We start from the raw sequence: 16,438 nt of genomic DNA on the forward strand, positions 1-16,438 counted from the left end.
ATCAGTGCAACGGGCGGAAGTGGCGTTCGAGCCCGTTCCACACGTCGTCGTAGTGCGGTTGCAGGTGTTCCGCCTGGGCCGCGTGCGCGCTGAGGGTGACCGGCCAGCGGGTCTCGAACATGAACGCCAGCCCGTCGTCGATCTTCTGCGGCTTCAGCTCGGCGGCGCTCGCCCGGTCGAACGTCTCCCGGTCCGGGCCGTGCGCGGACATCATGTTGTGCAGCGAGCCCCCGCCCGGCACGAAGCCCTCCGCCTTCGCGTCGTAGGCGCCCTCGATCAGCCCCATGTACTCGCTCATCACGTTCCGGTGGAAGTACGGCGGCCGGAAGGTGTCCTCGCCCACCAGCCAGCGCGGTGCGAAGACCACGAAGTCGACGCCGGCCAGTCCGGGGGTGTCCGACGGGGACGTCAGCACCGTGAAGATCGACGGGTCGGGGTGGTCGTAGGAGATGGTGCCGATGACGTTGAAGCGGCGCAGGTCGTAGACGTACGGGACGTGGTTGCCGTGCCAGGCGACGACGTCGAGGGGGGAGTGGCCGTACGTCGCCCGCCACAGGTTGCCGCAGAACTTGTTCACCACCTCCACCGGGCCCTCGACGTCCTCGTAGGCGGCGACCGGTGCCCGGAAGTCGCGGGCGTTGGCGAGGCCGTTGGCGCCGATCGGGCCGAGGTCGGGGAGGCGGAAGGGCGCCCCGTAGTTCTCGCACACATATCCGCGGGCGGAATCGTCCAGCAGCTCCACACGGAAGCGCACCCCGCGGGGGATCAGCGCCACATGTGCCGGCTCCACATGGAGCATCCCGAACTCCGTGTGCAGCAGCAGCCCGCCGCGCTCCGGGACGATCAGCAGCTCGCCGTCGGCGTCGCTGAAGACCCGGTCCATGGAGGCGTTGGCGTGATACAGGTGCACGGCCATGCCGGTGCGCTGGGTCGCGTCGCCGTTGCCGCCGAGGGTCCACAGGCCGGCGAGGAAGTCGGTGCCGTCGGCCGGCTCCGGGAGGGGGTTCCAGCGCAGGCGGTTGGGGTCGGGGACGGACTCCGTGAAGGGCGCGGTGCGGATCCAGCCGTTGTGCGTCTCCGTGAACGGCGGGTGCGCCGCGGAGGGGCGGATGCGGTAGAGCCAGGAGCGGCGGTTGGTGGCGCGCGGCTCGGTGAAGGCGGAGCCGCTCAGCTGCTCCGCGTACAGGCCGAGGGGTGCGCGCTGCGGCGAGTTGCGTCCCTCGGGCAGAGCGCCGGGCACCGCCTCGGAGCCGTGCTCGTTGCCGAAACCAGAGAGATAGGTCAGTCCCTCGGCGGTCTTCCGCGCTCCCCCGCGCTCGAACCCGCTCGCGCGGGTGGTACCCCCATCGCTCATGATCGCTCCCTTGCGACTTCGATTCCTATGTATCACCGTAGGATTGCGGTTTCCCGTGCGCAAGGGGTACACCGCTCCTCCTCATCAGGGAGGAAGCAGAACCAGCCTTCAGGGGGATCCGCCTGTCGGACCGGTGTTCTAGTCTCCGGACATGTCGTGGACGCGGGGACTTCTCGCCGTGCTCGCGGTCTGTGTCCTGTTGCTGGCCGGATCCGTGGGCTGCGGCACCAGTGATGCGCATGAGGGCAAGAACGGGGAGTCGACGTCCCCCGTGGGCAAGGTCCTCGACGACACCGACCAGGAGGGGCGGCATCTGCGCGAGGTGGAGAAGAAGGGCGCGCCCGAGGTCGGCATCGAGGTGCAGCCGGACGCCGACGACACCTGGGACGTACGCCTGAGCGTGCACCACTTCCGCTTCTCGGCGGCCGGCGCGAAACGGCAGGCGGTGGCCGGCCGCGGCTATGTACGCCTGTACGTCGACGACCGTCCGGTGACCCGGCTGCGCTCGACCGCCTACCGCCTCCCGGCCCGGCTCGTCCCGCGCGGCACCCACCACGTCACCGCCCGGCTGTACGCCGACGACGGCACGGCCTGGGCCGTGAAGGGCCGGCCCGTGCAGAGCACAGCCGACATCACGGCGTCGGAATCCTCGCCGAGCGGCACGGCCCGGCCGGGCGCCACCTCCGGCGCCACGACGGACACGACCGGAATGAGTGCACCAGGCATCGATCTCCGTACCTGGGGGCGAGGTTCACCGGACCGCGTCGGAAAGGCATCATGAAGCCCGTGCCCCACGCGACATCGCTACGCCGAGCGCCCGTGCAGCGGCGCAGCGCCGAACGGCTCACCAGAATCCTCGACGCCTGCGCCGAGCTCCTCGACGAGGTCGGCTACGACGCCCTCAGCACCCGGGCCGTCGCCCTGCGCGCCGGCGTCCCCATCGGCTCGGTCTACCGCTTCTTCGGCAACAAGCGGCAGATGGCCGACGCCCTGGCCCAGCGCAACCTCGAACGCTTCACGGAGCATGTCACCGAGCGCCTGAAGGACTCCGGCGAGGGCGGCTGGCGCACCGCGATGGACGCCGTCCTCGACGAGTACCTGTCGATGAAGCGCACCGCGCCCGGCTTCTCACTCGTCGACTTCGGCAACCAGATCCCGGTCGGCGCCCGTGACGCCGAACCCAACCACCGCGTCGCCGACCGCCTCACCGAACTGCTCTCCGGCTACCTCGACCGCGAGCCGGACGAGGACCTGCGCCGCTCCTTCCTCATAGCCGTCGAAACCGCCGACACCCTGGTCCACCTGGCCTTCAGGATGGCACCGGAGGGAGACGCGAAGATCATCGAGGAGGCACGGGAGATGCTGCGGGCGTATCTGGCGAGAGTGCTGGACTGACGCCCGCGGCGTGCGCGCCCCCGGCCGGCCCCGCGGAATTCCGACCTCACCCCCCGGAGGGCCTCCCCTCCGTCCATACCGGTCGGTATGCTCACCCTCGTCCATGAGCGCCACCCCCGCCCCCGGGAGGACCCGTGTCCCGCACCGCCCTGCGCATCTGCCCCCTCTGTGAGGCCACCTGCGGGCTGACCCTCACCATCGAGGGCACCCGGGTCACCGGCGCCCGCGGTGACCGCGACGACGTGTTCAGCAAGGGCTTCATCTGCCCCAAGGGCGCCTCCTTCGGCGCCGTGGACGGCGACCCCGACCGGCTGCGCACCCCGCTCGTGCGCCGGGACGGCGAGCTGCGCGAGGCCACCTGGGAGGAGGCCTTCGACGCGGTCGCGGCCGGCATCCGCGCCGTCGTGGACCGCCACGGCCCGCACGCCGTGGGCGTCGTCCTGGGCAACCCCAACGTCCACACCGTGGCCGGCGGCCTCTACCCGCCTGTGCTGCTCGCCGGACTCGGCACCCGCAGCATCTTCACCGCGTCCACGGTCGACCAGATGCCCAAGCACGTCTCCAGCGGGCTGCTGTTCGGCGACGCCAACGCCATCCCCGTGCCGGACCTGGACCGCACCGACCACCTGCTGCTGATCGGCGCCAACCCCCTGGAGTCCAACGGGAGCCTGTGCACCGCACCCGACTTCCCCGGCAAGCTCAAGGCCCTCAAGGCGCGCGGCGGCACCCTGGTCGTCATCGACCCGCGGCGCACCCGCACCGCCAAACTCGCCGACCGCCACATCCCCATCCGGCCCGGCACCGACGCGCTGCTCCTCGCCGCGATGGCGAACGTGCTCTTCGACGAGGGCCTGGTCGACCTCGGCGCACTGGCGCCGCACGTCGACGGCGTCGACGAACTCCGCGCCGAACTGCGGGACTTCACTCCCGAGGCCGTCGCCGGCGCCTGTGATGTCGAGCCCGCCCTGATCCGCACCCTGGCCCGCGACCTCGCCGCCGCCCCGACCGCCGCCGTGTACGGGCGGATCGGCAGCTGCACCGTGCCGTACGGCACCCTCGGCAGCTGGCTCGTCGACGTCCTCAACATCCTCACCGGCAACCTCGACCGGCCCGGCGGCGCCCTCTTCCCGCAGGCCGCCACCGATCGCACGCCGCGGCCCGCCGGGCCCAGCCACGGTTTCGCGCTGGGCCGTTGGCACTCGCGGGTGAGCAAGCACCCCGAGGCGAAGGGGGAGTTGCCGCTCTCCGCGCTCGCCGAGGAGATCGACACCGCGACCGAGGAGGGCGAGCCGGTCCGCGCCCTGATCGCGGTGGCCGCCAACCCGGTGCTGTCCGCGCCCGACGGCGACCGGCTCGACAAGGCCCTGGACGGCCTGGACTTCATGGTCAGCGTCGATCCCTACCTGAACGAGACCTCGCGCCACGCGAACGTCGTGCTGCCGCCGCCCCCGCCCTCCCAGAGCCCGCACCACGACTTCGCCTTCAACACCCTCGCCGTGCGCAACCAGGTCCGCTACACCCGCCCCGCGGTCCCGCTGGAGCCCGGCCGCATGGCCGAGACCGAGATCCTCGCCCGGCTGGTCCTGGCCGCGACCGGCATGCACGGCGCCGACCCGTCGGCCGTCGACGACCTGGTCGTCGGCCAGACCCTCGGCAAGGCGGTCAAGGAGCCCCACTCACCCGTCCACGGCCGCGACCCGAAGGAGCTCGCCGCGCTCCTCACCGGTGAGAACGGCCCCGAGCGTCGGCTCGACATGATGCTGCGCCTCGGCCCCTACGGCGACGGCTTCGGCGTACGACCGGACGGGCTGTCGCTTCAGAAGCTGCTCGCGCACCCGCACGGCATCGACCTCGGACCGCTGGCCCCCCGCCTCCCGCAGCCGCTGAAGACCCGCAGCGGCAAGGTCGAACTGCTGGCGCGGCCCATCGCCGACGACCTGCCCCGGCTCAGGCGCGCCCTCGACGAACTCCCCGACGGCCTGGTCCTCGTCGGCCGCCGGCACCTGCGCTCCAACAACAGCTGGATGCACAACGTCCCGGCCCTGACGGGCGGTTCCAACCGCTGCACCCTGCACATCCACCCCGAGGACGCCGAGCGGCTCGGGGTGCGCGACGGGGACCCCGTGCGGGTGAAGGGCGCCGGGGGAGAGGTGACCGCGCCGGCCGAGGTCACGGACGCCGTGCGCCGGGGTGTGGTCAGCCTGCCGCACGGCTGGGGCCACGACCGGCCCGGCACCCGGATGACCCACGCCGCCACCGATCCCGGAGTCAACGTCAACCAGCTCCTCGACGGCAGCCTCCTCGACCCCCTGTCCGGCAACGCCGTCCTCAACGGAGTGCCGGTGGAAATCGCCGCCGCGCTGCCCGCCTGACCTGAGCAAAGCCGTGACCTGCGGTTTCGCGCTTATTGCTCACAGGTCAACCACTTGTTAACGCCGATTGAACGGACCTAACGTCATCGCACCGCCTGCCCGGTGGGATGTTCAAGGGCGAACGTTAGGTATCCATTCATGCTGACCATCCTCGGCTTCGCCATGATCGCGACCTTCCTGGTCCTGATCATGCTGAAGAAGATGTCGCCGATCGCGGCGCTCGTGCTGATTCCCGCGCTGTTCTGCGTGTTCGTCGGCAAGGGCGCCAAGCTCGGTGACTACGTCATCGACGGCGTCACCGGCCTCGCCCCCACCGCGGCGATGCTCATGTTCGCGATCGTCTACTTCGGTGTGATGATCGACGTCGGCCTCTTCGACCCGGTCGTGCGCGGGATTCTGAAGTTCTGCAAGGCCGACCCGCTCCGGATCGTCGTCGGTACGGCGGTCCTCGCCGCGATCGTCTCGCTCGACGGCGACGGCTCCACCACCTTCATGATCACCGTCTCGGCGATGTACCCGCTGTACAAGCGCCTGAAGATGAGCCTGGTCGTGATGACCGGTGTCGCCGCGATGGCCAACGGCGTGATGAACACGCTGCCCTGGGGCGGCCCGACCGCACGCGCGGCCACCGCGCTGAAGCTCGACGCGAGCGACATCTTCGTGCCGATGATCCCGGCGCTCGCCATGGGCCTGCTGTTCGTCTTCGCCCTCGCCTACGTCCTCGGCCGCCGCGAGCGCAAGCGGCTCGGCGTGCTGACGCTGGACGAGGTGCTCGTGGAGGAGCCCGCCGAGCAGGAGACGGTGCTGGTCGGTGCGGGTACCGGCAAGGGCCCCAAGGGCGGCGGCGGTTCGGGCGCCGGGGCCGGCCTGCCCGACGCGCCCGAGGACGAGGGCTTCCAGGGCCTCGACCCCGACCGGCCCACCCTGCGCCCGAAGCTGTACTGGTTCAACGCGCTGCTCACGGTCGTCCTGCTCACCGCCATGATCATGGAGTGGCTGCCGATCCCGGTGCTGTTCCTGCTCGGCGCGGCCCTGGCCCTCACCGTCAACTTCCCGCACATGCCCGATCAGAAGGCCCGTATCGCCGCGCACGCCGAGAACGTCCTCAACGTCTCCGGCATGGTCTTCGCGGCCGCCGTCTTCACCGGCGTCCTGCAGGGCACCGGCATGGTCGACCACATGGCCACCTGGCTGGTCGACAACATCCCCGACGGCATGGGCCCGCACATGGCCTTCGTCACCGGCGTCCTGAGCATCCCGCTCACCTACTTCATGTCGAACGACGGCTTCTACTTCGGCATCCTCCCCGTCCTCGCCGAGGCGGGCCAGGCACACGGCGTCTCCTCCCTGGAGATCGCCCGCGCCTCCCTCGTCGGCCAGCCCCTGCACATGTCCAGCCCGCTCGTCCCCGCCGTCTACGTCCTGGTCGGCATGGCCAAGGTGGAGTTCGGCGACCACACCAGGTTCGTGGTCAAGTGGGCCGCGCTCACCTCGCTCGTGGTCCTGGGCGCGGGCATCCTCTTCGGCATCGTCTGACCGCACCGACGGAGGTTCGTCCCATGAGGCCCGGTGGGAACCGAGGCTGGCTGCTCCGCCTCGTCATCGCCTTCTCCTTCGCGCAGGGGGCGGTGTCGATGGCACGGCCCGCCGTGTCCTACCGGGCCCTCGCGCTGGGTGCCGACGAGCGGGCGGTCGGCGTCATCGCGGGCGTCTACGCCCTCCTCCCGCTCTTCGCCGCCGTACCGTTGGGCCGTCGCACCGACCACGGCCGCTGCGCGCCCCTGCTGCCCGTCGGCGTCGCGCTGATCGCGGGCGGCTGCGCCCTGAGCGGGCTCGCCGGCTCCCTGTGGGCGATGGCGGTGTGGAGCGGTGTGATGGGCCTAGGCCACCTCTGCTTCGTGATCGGCGCCCAGTCCCTGGTCGCCCGCCAGTCCGCGCCACACGAACAGGACCGCAACTTCGGCCACTTCACCATCGGCGCCTCCCTCGGCCAGCTCGTCGGCCCGATCGCGGCGGGCGCGCTGATCGGCGGCCCCGACATGGCGGGCACGAGCGCGCTGGCGCTACTCGTGGCGGGCGCGGGCGCCGCGGCCGCGTTCACCTCGCTGTGGCGCATCGAGGACCGTACAGCGGTCAACTCCCTTACAGCGCAAGGGGACCGGGTCGCCGTGGGCAGCATCCTGCGCGCCCGGGGCGTCCCCGCCGGCATGCTCATCAGCCTCTCCGTGCTGTCCGCCACCGACATCCTCACCGCCTATCTCCCGGTGGTCGGCGAGCACCGCGACATCGCGCCCCCGGTGATCGGCGTGCTGCTCAGCCTGCGGGCGGGCGCCACCATCGCCTGCCGCCTCGTCCTGACCCCGCTGCTGCGCCTGCTCGGCCGGCCGGCGCTGCTGACCGTGACGTGCCTGCTGGCCGCCGTACTGTGCGCGGGCATCGCGCTGCCCGTGCCGGTGTGGGCACTCGGCCTGATGCTGACCGCGCTCGGCTTCTGCCTGGGCGTGGGCCAGCCGCTGTCCATGACGACCGTCGTCCAGGCCGCCCCCGACGCCGCCCGCTCCACCGCCCTCGCCCTGCGGCTGACCGGCAACCGCCTCGGTCAGGTCGCCGCTCCCGCGACGGCGGGCCTGGTCGCGGGCCTGGTCGGCGCGGCCGCGCCCTTCGTCATGCTCGGCGGGCTGCTGTTGCTCTCGGCCGGGGTCGCGCTGCGCTCGCCCGCCCCGGGCGGAGGAAGGGTGACGGGGCGTCGGGCGACGCTCCCACAGTCCTCGCGCCGTATGTGAAAGAGAGCCAGAAGAACTTCGGTTCATTCGAAGATCATCCGACTCGGAGGACTCGCATGCCCACCATGCCTCCGCAGCGCCGTGCGGGAGCGCGCACCACCGCGGCGGCGGCCCTGACCCTCGCCGGGAGCGCGCTCCTCGGCTCTCCGGCGCTCGCCGCGCCCACCCCGGTCCCGGGCGACAACGGCGACGTGAAGATCCACATCGACGGGGGCCGGACGTACGAGAAGGAGCACTTCCACAACGCCGAGGTCTACGGCGCCCGCGGCCGCCCCGAGCTGCGGCTCATCACCTGCGGCGGCGCCTATGACCGCCGGACCGCCTGCGCGGGCGACACCGTTGTCTTCGCGCACCTCACACGCACCCGATGAGCGCGGACAGCGCACTGAACGGGATCGTCCGCTTTCTCACTGGCTGAACACCGGCGTCCGGACTCTTCCCTCGACCGGGCACATTCCGTTAATTTCCGTGACCCACAGGCCTCGCGCGAACCGCACGAGGTGTTCGGCATCGCGGAGCACCAGCGCCCAGCAGCCCCCGGGGGCATCAGTCATGACACGCGCCATCTCCCTGCAGGACGTGAGCAAGACCTACACGCGAGGCGTTCGCGTGGTGGACCGGCTGTCGCTGGACATCGAGCCCGGCGAGTTCCTCGTCCTGCTCGGGCCCTCGGGCTGCGGCAAGTCCACCGTGCTGCGCATGATCGCCGGGCTGGAGGAGATCACCGAGGGCACGCTGCTGCTCGACGGTGAGGAGGCCAACGACCTGCTTCCGTCGGAGCGGAACATGGCGATGGTCTTCCAGAACTTCGCCCTCTACCCGAACATGACGAGCCGCGGGAACATCGGCTTCCCGCTGCGGGTGGAGAACCCGGGCGAGGACCCGCGCCCCCGTGTCGACGCCACCGCCCGCATGCTCGGCATCGAGGACCTCCTGGACCGCTTCCCCGGTCAGCTCTCCGGCGGCGAGCGGCAGCGCGTCGCCATGGGCCGGGCCATCGCCCGCCACCCGTCCGCGTTCCTGATGGACGAGCCCCTGTCCAACCTCGACGCCAAGCTCCGCAACCACCTGCGCGCCGAGATCTCCAAGCTCACCCGGGAACTGGGCGTCACCACGATCTACGTCACCCACGACCAGGCCGAGGCCATGTCGCTCGGCGACCGGGTCGCCGTGCTGCGCGGCGGGGTCCTGCAGCAGCTCGGCACCCCGCGCGCGGTGTACGCCCTGCCCCGCAACGTCTTCGTCGCCGCCTTCATCGGCACCCCGCGCATCAACCTGCTGCGCGGCCTGGTCCGCGCCCCGCTCGACGGCGCGATGACCATCAGCCTGGGCAAGCAGTTCCTGCGACTGCCCGAACCCCTCTCCCTGGACCACCAGTTGCTCCGCGTCCAGCAGGGGCGCGAGGTGATCGTCGGGCTGCGCTCGGAGGCCATCCGCATCGCCAAGCACAGCTCCGCCCGGCCCGGCGAGGTGCCGCTCACCGGTCTGGTGGAGCACGTGGAGTTCCAGGGGCACGAGATCCTGGTCCACTTCGACACCGGCTCCCAGCCCGCCGTCGTACCGGACCTGGAGGCGCCGCGTCCCGGCTCGCGGCCGTCCCGGCGGCGGCGCAGGGACGGCGGGGCGACGGTGCTGGGGCGGCTGCGGGAGCGGGCGGGCGCGATGCGGGCCGGACCGGTGGTGGTCCTGGACGAGCCGGCCGAACCGGACCCGGCGGCGACGCCCTCGGAGCCCCGGCTCCCCGGCGACCTGGTGGTCCGCACCACCCCCGACATCGACCTCCGCCGCGGCCTGCAGGTTCCCCTCCTCGTCGACATCGCCCACCTGTTCGTCTTCGACCAGCACGGCGAGAGGATCTGCCCGGCTCCGGCGCGGCTGCCCGACCTGGGCGAGTGACGGGTCTTCCGCGGCCTCCGCAGGGGGCGTCTGGCGTCCGAAAACTATCGCCGCTAGTTTATGTGGCTGTCGGTAGGTTGTGAAGCGGACGACGCCCCGCCCGAAGGAGCACCATGAAGGCACACGACGGCATGTACATCGACGGCGCCTGGCGCCCCGCCGCGGGTACGGACGTGATCGAGGTCGTGAACCCGGTCGACGAGCAGGTCATCGGCCACGTGCCCGCGGGCACCGCGGCCGACGTCGACGCCGCCGTGCGGGCCGCCCGGGCCGCGCTCCCGGCCTGGTCGGCCACTGCGCCCACCGAGCGGGCCGCCCGGCTCACCGCCCTGAGGGACGCCCTGCTGGCCCGCAAGGACGAGATCGCGGAGACCGTCACCGCGGAGCTCGGCGCGCCCCTGCAGTTCTCGCAGAACGTGCACGCGGCCGTACCCATCGCGGTCGCCGGCTCGTACGCCGAACTGGCGGCGACCTACGCCTTCGAGGAGAAGGCCGGCAACTCGACCGTCTACCTGGAGCCGGTCGGCGTGGTCGGCGCGATCACGCCCTGGAACTACCCGCTGCACCAGGTCGTCGCCAAGGTCGCCCCGGCGCTGGCGGCCGGCTGCACGATCGTCCTCAAGCCCGCCGAGGACACCCCGCTGGTCGCCCAGCTCTTCGCCGAGGCGGTCCACGAGGCCGGCGTACCGGCCGGTGTGTTCAACCTGGTCACCGGGCTCGGCCCGGTCGCGGGACAGGCCCTCGCCGAGCACCCGGACGTCGACCTGGTGTCCTTCACGGGCTCCACGGCCGTCGGCCGGCGGATCGGCGCGACCGCGGGCGCGGCAGTGAAGCGGGTCGCCCTGGAGCTGGGCGGCAAGTCCGCCAACGTCATCCTGCCGAGTGCCGACCTCGCCAAGGCCGTCAACGTCGGCGTCGCCAACGTGATGTCCAACTCCGGCCAGACGTGCAGCGCCTGGACCCGGATGCTGGTGCACCGGGAGCGCTACGAGGAGGCGGTCGAGCTGGCCGCCGGCGCCGCCGCGAAGTACGGCCCGCGCATCGGCCCGGTCGTCAACGCCAAGCAGCTCGCACGGGTGCGCGGTTACATCGACAAGGGGGTCGCGGAGGGCGCGAGGCTGGTGGCCGGCGGCACCGAACCTCCGCACGAGCAGGGCTACTTCGTCGCCCCGACCGTCTTCGCCGACGTGACCCCCGAGATGACGATCGCCCAGGAGGAGATCTTCGGCCCGGTCCTGGCGATCCTCCCGTACGAGGACGAGGAGGACGCCCTGCGCATCGCCAACGGCACGGTCTACGGCCTCGCGGGCGCCGTCTGGGCGGGCGACGAGGCGGAGGCGGTGGCCTTCGCCCGCCGCATGGACACGGGCCAGGTCGACATCAACGGCGGCCGCTTCAACCCCCTTGCCCCCTTCGGTGGTTACAAGCAGTCCGGCGTCGGCCGGGAACTCGGCGCGCACGGGCTCGCCGAGTACCTCCAGACCAAGTCCCTGCAGTTCTGAGGAGCGTTCACACATGGTTCGCGCAGCCGTCCTGCCCGAGGTGGGCGCCCCGCTGGAGATCACCGACATCGAGCTGCCCGACCCGGGCCCCGGCCGGGTCCGCGTCCGCCTCGCCGCCGCCGGGGTCTGCCACTCGGACCTGTCCCTGTCCGACGGCACCATGCGGGTGCCGGTCCCCGCGGTCCTCGGCCACGAGGGCGCGGGCACGGTCGTGTCGGTCGGCGAAGGCGTCGCGGACATCGCGCCCGGCGACCAGGTCGTCCTCAACTGGGCGCCTTCCTGCGGCAGTTGCCATGCCTGCTCGCTCGGCGAGGTGTGGTTGTGCGCCAACGCCCTCAACGGCGCCGCCGACGTGTACGCACGTACCGCGGCCGGCGTCGACCTGCACCCCGGGCTCAACGTCGCCGCGTTCGCCGAGGAGACGGTCGTGCCGGCGTCCTGCGTCCTGCCCCTTCCCGAGGGCGTCCCCCTGACCGACGCCGCCCTCCTGGGCTGCGCGGTCCTCACCGGCTACGGCGCCGTCCACCACTCGGCGAAGGTCCGGCCCGGGGAGACGGTCGCGGTGTACGGCGTCGGGGGAGTGGGCCTGGCGGCGCTCCAGGCGGCCCGTATCGCGGGCGCCGCGCGGATCGTCGCGGTCGACGTGTCGCCGGAGAAGGAGGAGCTGGCCCGCAACGCCGGTGCCACGGACTACGTGGTGGCATCGGAGAACACCGCCCGCGAGATCCGCGGCCTGACGGGCAAGCAGGGCGTCGACGTCGCCGTGGAGTGCGTGGGCCGCGCGGCGACGATCCGCACGGCCTGGGACTCCACGCGTCGCGGCGGTCGTACGACGGTGGTCGGCATCGGCGGCAAGGACCAGCAGGTCACCTTCAACGCCCTGGAGATCTTCCACTGGGGCCGCACCCTGTCCGGCTGCGTCTACGGCAACTCGGACCCGGCCGTGGACCTGCCCGTCCTGGCCGGCCACATCCGCTCCGGCCGCCTGGACCTGGGCGCGCTGGTGACGGAGCGGATCGCCCTGGACGGCATCCCGGCGGCCTTCGAGAACATGCTGGCCGGCAAGGGCGGCCGCGCGCTGATCGTCTTCTGACACGGGGGGAGAGCGCCCGGGGCCCTGGGTGCCCCGGGCAACCTTCGTGCACGACCGTTGACCCCATACCGGCCGGTCAGTATGTTCGCCGCCAACGTCCCCACCGCCGCACCCATCGGAGTGTGCACGCATGGACATGGCCCCCTCCACCTCCCCCGTCCCCACGACCGTCCTCCCCGCGGTCAACCGCCGCCGCGTCGCCACGGCGGCGGCCCTCGCCTCGGCCGTCGAGTGGTACGACTACTTCGTCTTCGGCATCGCCGCCGCCCTGGTCCTCGGCGACCTGTACTTCCCCTCCGCCAGCTCCACCGCCGGAGTCCTCGCCGCCTTCGCCACCTTCGCCGTCGGCTTCCTGGCGCGTCCCATCGGCGGCATCGTCGCCGGCCACCTCGGCGACAAGCGCGGGCGCAAGCCGATGCTGGTCCTCGCGCTCACCCTCATGGGCATCGCCACCACCGGCATCGGCGTGCTCCCGACGTACGACACGATCGGGGTCGCCGCCCCGATCCTGCTGGTCCTGCTACGCGTCGTACAGGGCGTCGCGGTGGGCGCGCAGTGGGGCGGCGCGATGCTGCTGGCCACCGAGTACGCCCCCGAGGGCAAGCGCGGTGTCTACGGCAGCTTCGTCCAACTCGGCGTCCCCATCGGCGTGGTGACCGCCAACACCGTCTTCCTGCTGGCCGGCGCGTTCACCACCGACGCCGACTTCGTGGCCTGGGCCTGGCGACTGCCCTTCGTCGTCGGCCTGTTCGTCCTCGCGCTCGCCTGGTACATCCACCGCCACGTCGAGGAGACCCCGGAATTCCAGCGCGCCGAGCAGGAGTTGGCCCAGAAGGAGAAGACGCAGGAGAGCTCGCCGCTGCGCACGATCCTGCGTGGCCACCTCGGCACCGTGTTCCTCGCCGGCGGCTCCTTCGCCGTGAACACCGCGACCTTCTACATCCTCATCACGGGCGTCCTCGACTACACCACGCGCGACCTCGGGATGAAGAAGGACGCCGTGCTCACCGTCTCGCTCTGCGTCAGCCTCACCCAGCTCGTGCTGATCCCGGCCGCCGCCGCGCTCTCCGACCGCGTCGGCCGCATCCGGATCTACGCCCTCGGCGCGGCCGGCATCGCCCTGTGGGCCGTACCGATGTTCCTGCTCATCGACACCGGCTCACTGCTGTGGCTGGCCGTCGGCACCTTCGTCGCCGGCTGCTTCCTCAGCATCATGTACGGCCCCCAGGCCGCCCTGTTCGCCGAGCTGTTCACGCCCGAGATGCGCTACACGGGCGCCTCCCTCGGCTACCAGATCGCGGCCGTGCTCGGCGGCGGCCTCGCACCCTTCGTGATGGTCCTGCTGCTGGAGGCGACCGGCACCTCGATGGCGGTCTCCGCCTACATCATCGCCCTGTCGGTGATCGCCCTGCTGTCCATCAAGGTCCTGGCCGGCAGGGCGCGTTCACACTGAGTCCGGCGCCCGCTCGGGCCGCGGCCCCGGAACCGTCTCCGGGGCCGCGGCCCGCGCCGTCGCGCGCGACCGCGACCGCGACACCGCCACGCCGGCCAGGCACAACGCCCCGCCCGTGAGCGTCAGCGGCCCCGGCACCTCGCCGAGCACCAGCCAGGACATCAGCACGACCAGCGCGGGCACCGCGTACGTCGTCGCGCCCATACGGCTCGCGGTCGTCCGGGCCAGGGCGTACGCCCAGGTCGTGAAGGCCAGTGCCAGCGGAAAGACCCCCAGGTAGACCATGTTGAGGGTCGCCGACACCGGCGCGTCGGCCGCCTCGCCGACCAGCTGGCCGGTGAACGGCAGGCACACCACCGCGCCCACGAGACACCCGAACGTCGTCACCTGCAGCGCGCTCGCCCGCCCGAGCGCCGGCTTCTGCGCGACGACACCGCCGGCGTAGCCGACGGCCGCGAGGAGGCACAGCACCACGCCGAGCACCGAGGAGCCTCCGCCGCCCGACATCGACAGGCCGACCGTCACGGCCCCCGCGAACGACACCGCCATGCCGGCGAGCAGCCGCGGCGGCATCGGATCGCCGAGCAGCCGCGCCCCCAGCAGGGCGATGAGGATCGGGCCGATGTTCACCACGAGTGCCGCCGTACCGGCGTCCACCTGCTGCTCGCCCCAGTTCAGCACCACGCTGTAGAACCCGAACCACAGCAGCCCCGATATCAGGATGCCGCGCCACGCCGTCCGCGGCGGCAGCCCCTCCCCTCGTACGACCATGAGCGCGCCGAGCACCAGACAGCCTGACAGCAACCGCCCCAACGCGAGCGCGCCCGGCGAGTAGGCGGCCCCGGCGCTCCGGATCGACACGAAGGCCGACGCCCACAACACGACGGTGGTGGCCGCGGCTACGGCTGACGTTCATCATGCTCCTGAGGCTAGGCGGGGAGGGGGGTGCGGGGCTGGCGGATTTCGGACGGGGGGAGGGAGGGGCGGCTACCGGGGTGGGGGCCGGGGGCGTGTGCCGGGTGCGGGTGGTGGTGGGCCGGTCGCGCAGTTCCCCGCGCCCCTGGGAGTTGCGGGACCGTCACCCACCAAGGGGCGCGGGGAACTGCGCGGCAAGCCACGAACCACCCGCACCCGGCACACGCCCCCGGCCCCCACCCCCGTAACCGTCCCACCTCACCGCAACGCCCCCGCCTCGATCCCCAACAGCTCCCGCAGCGCCCGCTCCCCGACGGCAGTCACCTTCACCGCCCGCTCGGACCCGATCCGCACACACCACCCGGCGTCCAGCGCATGCCGGCACAGCGCGGCCCCGGCGACCCCCGCCAGATGCGGCCGCCGCTCCGTCCAGTCGAGGCACGCCCGGACCAGCGGACGCCGGCCCCCGCGCTCCAGGGCGATCCCCGCGGCACCGAACCACTCCGACCCCGCGTCCGTCAGGGCGAACCCGGCGTCCGTCCGCAGCAGCCCGCGCAGCGCCAACGCGTCGGTGACCGCGATGCCGAGCCGCCCGGCCAGGTGGTCGTAACATGTGCGCCCGCGCGCCATCGCCGAGCCGGCGCTCGACGCCCGCAGCCCCCGCGGCCGTACGTCGTCCCCGGGCCCGGCGTGCGCGGCCAGTTCCTCCACCAGTTGTGCGACCCGCGCGTCGGCGAGCCGCACGTACCGGTGCCGTCCCTGCCGTTCCTCGCTCAGCAGTCCGCCCGCGACCAGTTTGCCGAGGTGTTCGCTGAGCGTCGACGCGGCGACCCCGGCGTGCCGCGCGAGCTCACCGGCGGTCCAGGCCCGGCCGTCGAGCAGCGCCAGCAGGCACGCCGCCCGTGTCTCGTCGGCGATCAGGGCGGCGAGCCGGGCCAGCCCAGGTGCCTGGGGATCCCTGGTGGTCATGCACCCCAGGATGGGCCACGAACACTTCGGCGCAGGCCGAAAGGTCGCTACGCCCGCCGCCGTACCTGCTCGTACTGCTGCGCGAGCCCGTCCAGCAGTGCCGTCAGCCCCGTCTCGAAGGCGCGCTCGTCGATCTTCTCCTGCTGCTCGGCCAGCAGGTGGGCCTGTCCGAGGTGGGGGTAGTCGGCGGGGTCGTAGGCCGTCGCGTCGTCCACGAAGCCGCCCGCGAACGACCCGAGGGCGGAGCCCATGATGAAGTACCTCATCAGCGCGCCGATCGATGTCGCCTGGGCGGCCGGCCAGCCCGCGTGGACCATGGCGCCGTACACCGCGTCCGCGAGCCGGAGGCCGGCCGGGCGCCGCCCGGGGCCGGTGGCGAGCACCGGGACGATGTTGGGGTGGTCGCGCAGCGCGGCCCGGTAGGAGACCGCCCAGTCGTGCAGCGCGGTCCGCCAGTCCCGGGCGTCGTCGAACATCGACAGGTCGACCTGGGCGCTCACCGAGTCCGCGACTGCCTCCAGGATCTCGTCCTTGGTGCGGAAGTGGTTGTAGAGCGACGGGCCGCTGACCCCGAGTTCCGCCGCCAACCGGCGCGTGGAGACGGCCGCGAGGCCTTCCGCGTCCACGAGCGCGCGTGCCGTCTCGACGATCCGGTCGGTGCTCAGCAGGGGCTTGCGCGGTCGGGCCATGGCGCACATAGTAGGGC

13 protein-coding genes and 1 pseudogene are annotated in these 16,438 nt (G+C 72.4%); 10 read left to right on the plus strand and 4 right to left on the minus strand.

Annotation, left to right across the window (positions count from 1 at the left end):
• Position 1: 1 nt before the first annotated feature.
• Positions 2-1,354: a homogentisate 1,2-dioxygenase gene (gene hmgA / locus ACQF4J_RS35670; RefSeq protein WP_351577299.1), complete on the minus strand. Its 1,353-nt coding sequence runs from the start codon at positions 1,352-1,354 to the stop codon at positions 2-4.
• Between the two features lie 151 nt (positions 1,355-1,505).
• Here hmgA and ACQF4J_RS35675 point away from each other — a divergent pair, with 151 nt between their 5' ends.
• The 10 genes from ACQF4J_RS35675 (at position 1,506) to ACQF4J_RS35720 (ending at position 13,848) form a co-directional block, all read left to right on the plus strand.
• A complete protein-coding gene (locus ACQF4J_RS35675) occupies positions 1,506-2,135 on the plus strand; it encodes a hypothetical protein (protein ID WP_351577296.1) in 630 nt (209 codons plus the stop codon).
• Positions 2,132-2,749: a TetR/AcrR family transcriptional regulator gene (locus tag ACQF4J_RS35680; protein ID WP_351577293.1), complete on the plus strand. Its 618-nt coding sequence runs from the start codon at positions 2,132-2,134 to the stop codon at positions 2,747-2,749. The genes ACQF4J_RS35675 and ACQF4J_RS35680 overlap by 4 nt, the downstream gene beginning before the upstream one ends.
• A 134-nt stretch (positions 2,750-2,883) precedes the next feature.
• A complete protein-coding gene (locus ACQF4J_RS35685; RefSeq protein WP_351803495.1) occupies positions 2,884-5,121 on the plus strand; it encodes a molybdopterin oxidoreductase family protein in 2,238 nt (745 codons plus the stop codon).
• A 138-nt stretch (positions 5,122-5,259) separates the two neighbouring features.
• Positions 5,260-6,657: a CitMHS family transporter gene (locus tag ACQF4J_RS35690; protein WP_351577287.1), complete on the plus strand. Its 1,398-nt coding sequence runs from the start codon at positions 5,260-5,262 to the stop codon at positions 6,655-6,657.
• Positions 6,658-6,680: 23 nt separating this feature from the next.
• On the plus strand, positions 6,681-7,904 hold the full coding sequence (locus ACQF4J_RS35695; protein WP_351577284.1) for an MFS transporter: 1,224 nt from the start codon (positions 6,681-6,683) through the stop codon (positions 7,902-7,904).
• A 56-nt stretch (positions 7,905-7,960) separates the two neighbouring features.
• Positions 7,961-8,275: a hypothetical protein gene (locus ACQF4J_RS35700; protein WP_427167656.1), complete on the plus strand. Its 315-nt coding sequence runs from the start codon at positions 7,961-7,963 to the stop codon at positions 8,273-8,275.
• A gap of 181 nt (positions 8,276-8,456) precedes the next feature.
• Entirely contained in the window at positions 8,457-9,800 is a 1,344-nt protein-coding gene (locus ACQF4J_RS35705) for an ABC transporter ATP-binding protein (RefSeq protein WP_351577278.1), read from the plus strand.
• Between the two features lie 113 nt (positions 9,801-9,913).
• Positions 9,914-11,302: an aldehyde dehydrogenase family protein gene (locus ACQF4J_RS35710; RefSeq protein ID WP_351577275.1), complete on the plus strand. Its 1,389-nt coding sequence runs from the start codon at positions 9,914-9,916 to the stop codon at positions 11,300-11,302.
• Between the two features lie 13 nt (positions 11,303-11,315).
• Positions 11,316-12,395, plus strand: coding sequence for a Zn-dependent alcohol dehydrogenase (locus tag ACQF4J_RS35715; RefSeq protein ID WP_427167657.1), 1,080 nt, complete (start codon positions 11,316-11,318; stop codon positions 12,393-12,395).
• A 130-nt stretch (positions 12,396-12,525) separates the two neighbouring features.
• On the plus strand, positions 12,526-13,848 hold the full coding sequence (locus ACQF4J_RS35720) for an MFS transporter (RefSeq protein ID WP_351577269.1): 1,323 nt from the start codon (positions 12,526-12,528) through the stop codon (positions 13,846-13,848).
• Here ACQF4J_RS35720 and ACQF4J_RS35725 read toward each other — a convergent pair.
• The 3 genes and pseudogenes from ACQF4J_RS35725 to ACQF4J_RS35735 form a co-directional block, all read right to left on the minus strand.
• A pseudogene (locus tag ACQF4J_RS35725) lies at positions 13,840-14,757 on the minus strand (DMT family transporter); the annotation flags it as partial. The gene ACQF4J_RS35720 and the pseudogene ACQF4J_RS35725 sit on opposite strands and share 9 nt — an antisense overlap.
• A gap of 264 nt (positions 14,758-15,021) precedes the next feature.
• The gene (locus tag ACQF4J_RS35730; protein ID WP_351803487.1) at positions 15,022-15,732 is read right to left on the minus strand and encodes an ArsR/SmtB family transcription factor; all 711 of its coding nucleotides are present in this window, start codon (positions 15,730-15,732) and stop codon (positions 15,022-15,024) included.
• Positions 15,733-15,779: 47 nt separating this feature from the next.
• The gene (locus tag ACQF4J_RS35735; protein WP_351577260.1) at positions 15,780-16,421 is read right to left on the minus strand and encodes a TetR/AcrR family transcriptional regulator; all 642 of its coding nucleotides are present in this window, start codon (positions 16,419-16,421) and stop codon (positions 15,780-15,782) included.
• Positions 16,422-16,438: the final 17 nt, after the last annotated feature.

The organism is Streptomyces sp. C1-1 (genome assembly GCF_050214755.1).
Lineage (GTDB): Bacteria > Actinomycetota > Actinomycetes > Streptomycetales > Streptomycetaceae > Streptomyces.

What these genes read in the sequence shown, in the direction of transcription:
- ACQF4J_RS35715 (WP_427167657.1), top strand. Translation starts at nt 11,316, where the DNA reads ATGGTTCGCGCAGCCGTCCTGCCCGAGGTGGGCGCCCCGCTGGAGATC.
- hmgA (WP_351577299.1), bottom strand. Translation starts at nt 1,354, where the DNA reads ATGAGCGATGGGGGTACCACCCGCGCGAGCGGGTTCGAGCGCGGGGGA.
- ACQF4J_RS35735 (WP_351577260.1), bottom strand. Translation starts at nt 16,421, where the DNA reads ATGGCCCGACCGCGCAAGCCCCTGCTGAGCACCGACCGGATCGTCGAG.
- ACQF4J_RS35695 (WP_351577284.1), top strand. Translation starts at nt 6,681, where the DNA reads ATGAGGCCCGGTGGGAACCGAGGCTGGCTGCTCCGCCTCGTCATCGCC.
- ACQF4J_RS35700 (WP_427167656.1), top strand. Translation starts at nt 7,961, where the DNA reads ATGCCCACCATGCCTCCGCAGCGCCGTGCGGGAGCGCGCACCACCGCG.
- ACQF4J_RS35680 (WP_351577293.1), top strand. Translation starts at nt 2,132, where the DNA reads ATGAAGCCCGTGCCCCACGCGACATCGCTACGCCGAGCGCCCGTGCAG.
- ACQF4J_RS35705 (WP_351577278.1), top strand. Translation starts at nt 8,457, where the DNA reads ATGACACGCGCCATCTCCCTGCAGGACGTGAGCAAGACCTACACGCGA.
- ACQF4J_RS35675 (WP_351577296.1), top strand. Translation starts at nt 1,506, where the DNA reads ATGTCGTGGACGCGGGGACTTCTCGCCGTGCTCGCGGTCTGTGTCCTG.
- ACQF4J_RS35710 (WP_351577275.1), top strand. Translation starts at nt 9,914, where the DNA reads ATGAAGGCACACGACGGCATGTACATCGACGGCGCCTGGCGCCCCGCC.
- ACQF4J_RS35720 (WP_351577269.1), top strand. Translation starts at nt 12,526, where the DNA reads ATGGACATGGCCCCCTCCACCTCCCCCGTCCCCACGACCGTCCTCCCC.
- ACQF4J_RS35730 (WP_351803487.1), bottom strand. Translation starts at nt 15,732, where the DNA reads ATGACCACCAGGGATCCCCAGGCACCTGGGCTGGCCCGGCTCGCCGCC.
- ACQF4J_RS35690 (WP_351577287.1), top strand. Translation starts at nt 5,260, where the DNA reads ATGCTGACCATCCTCGGCTTCGCCATGATCGCGACCTTCCTGGTCCTG.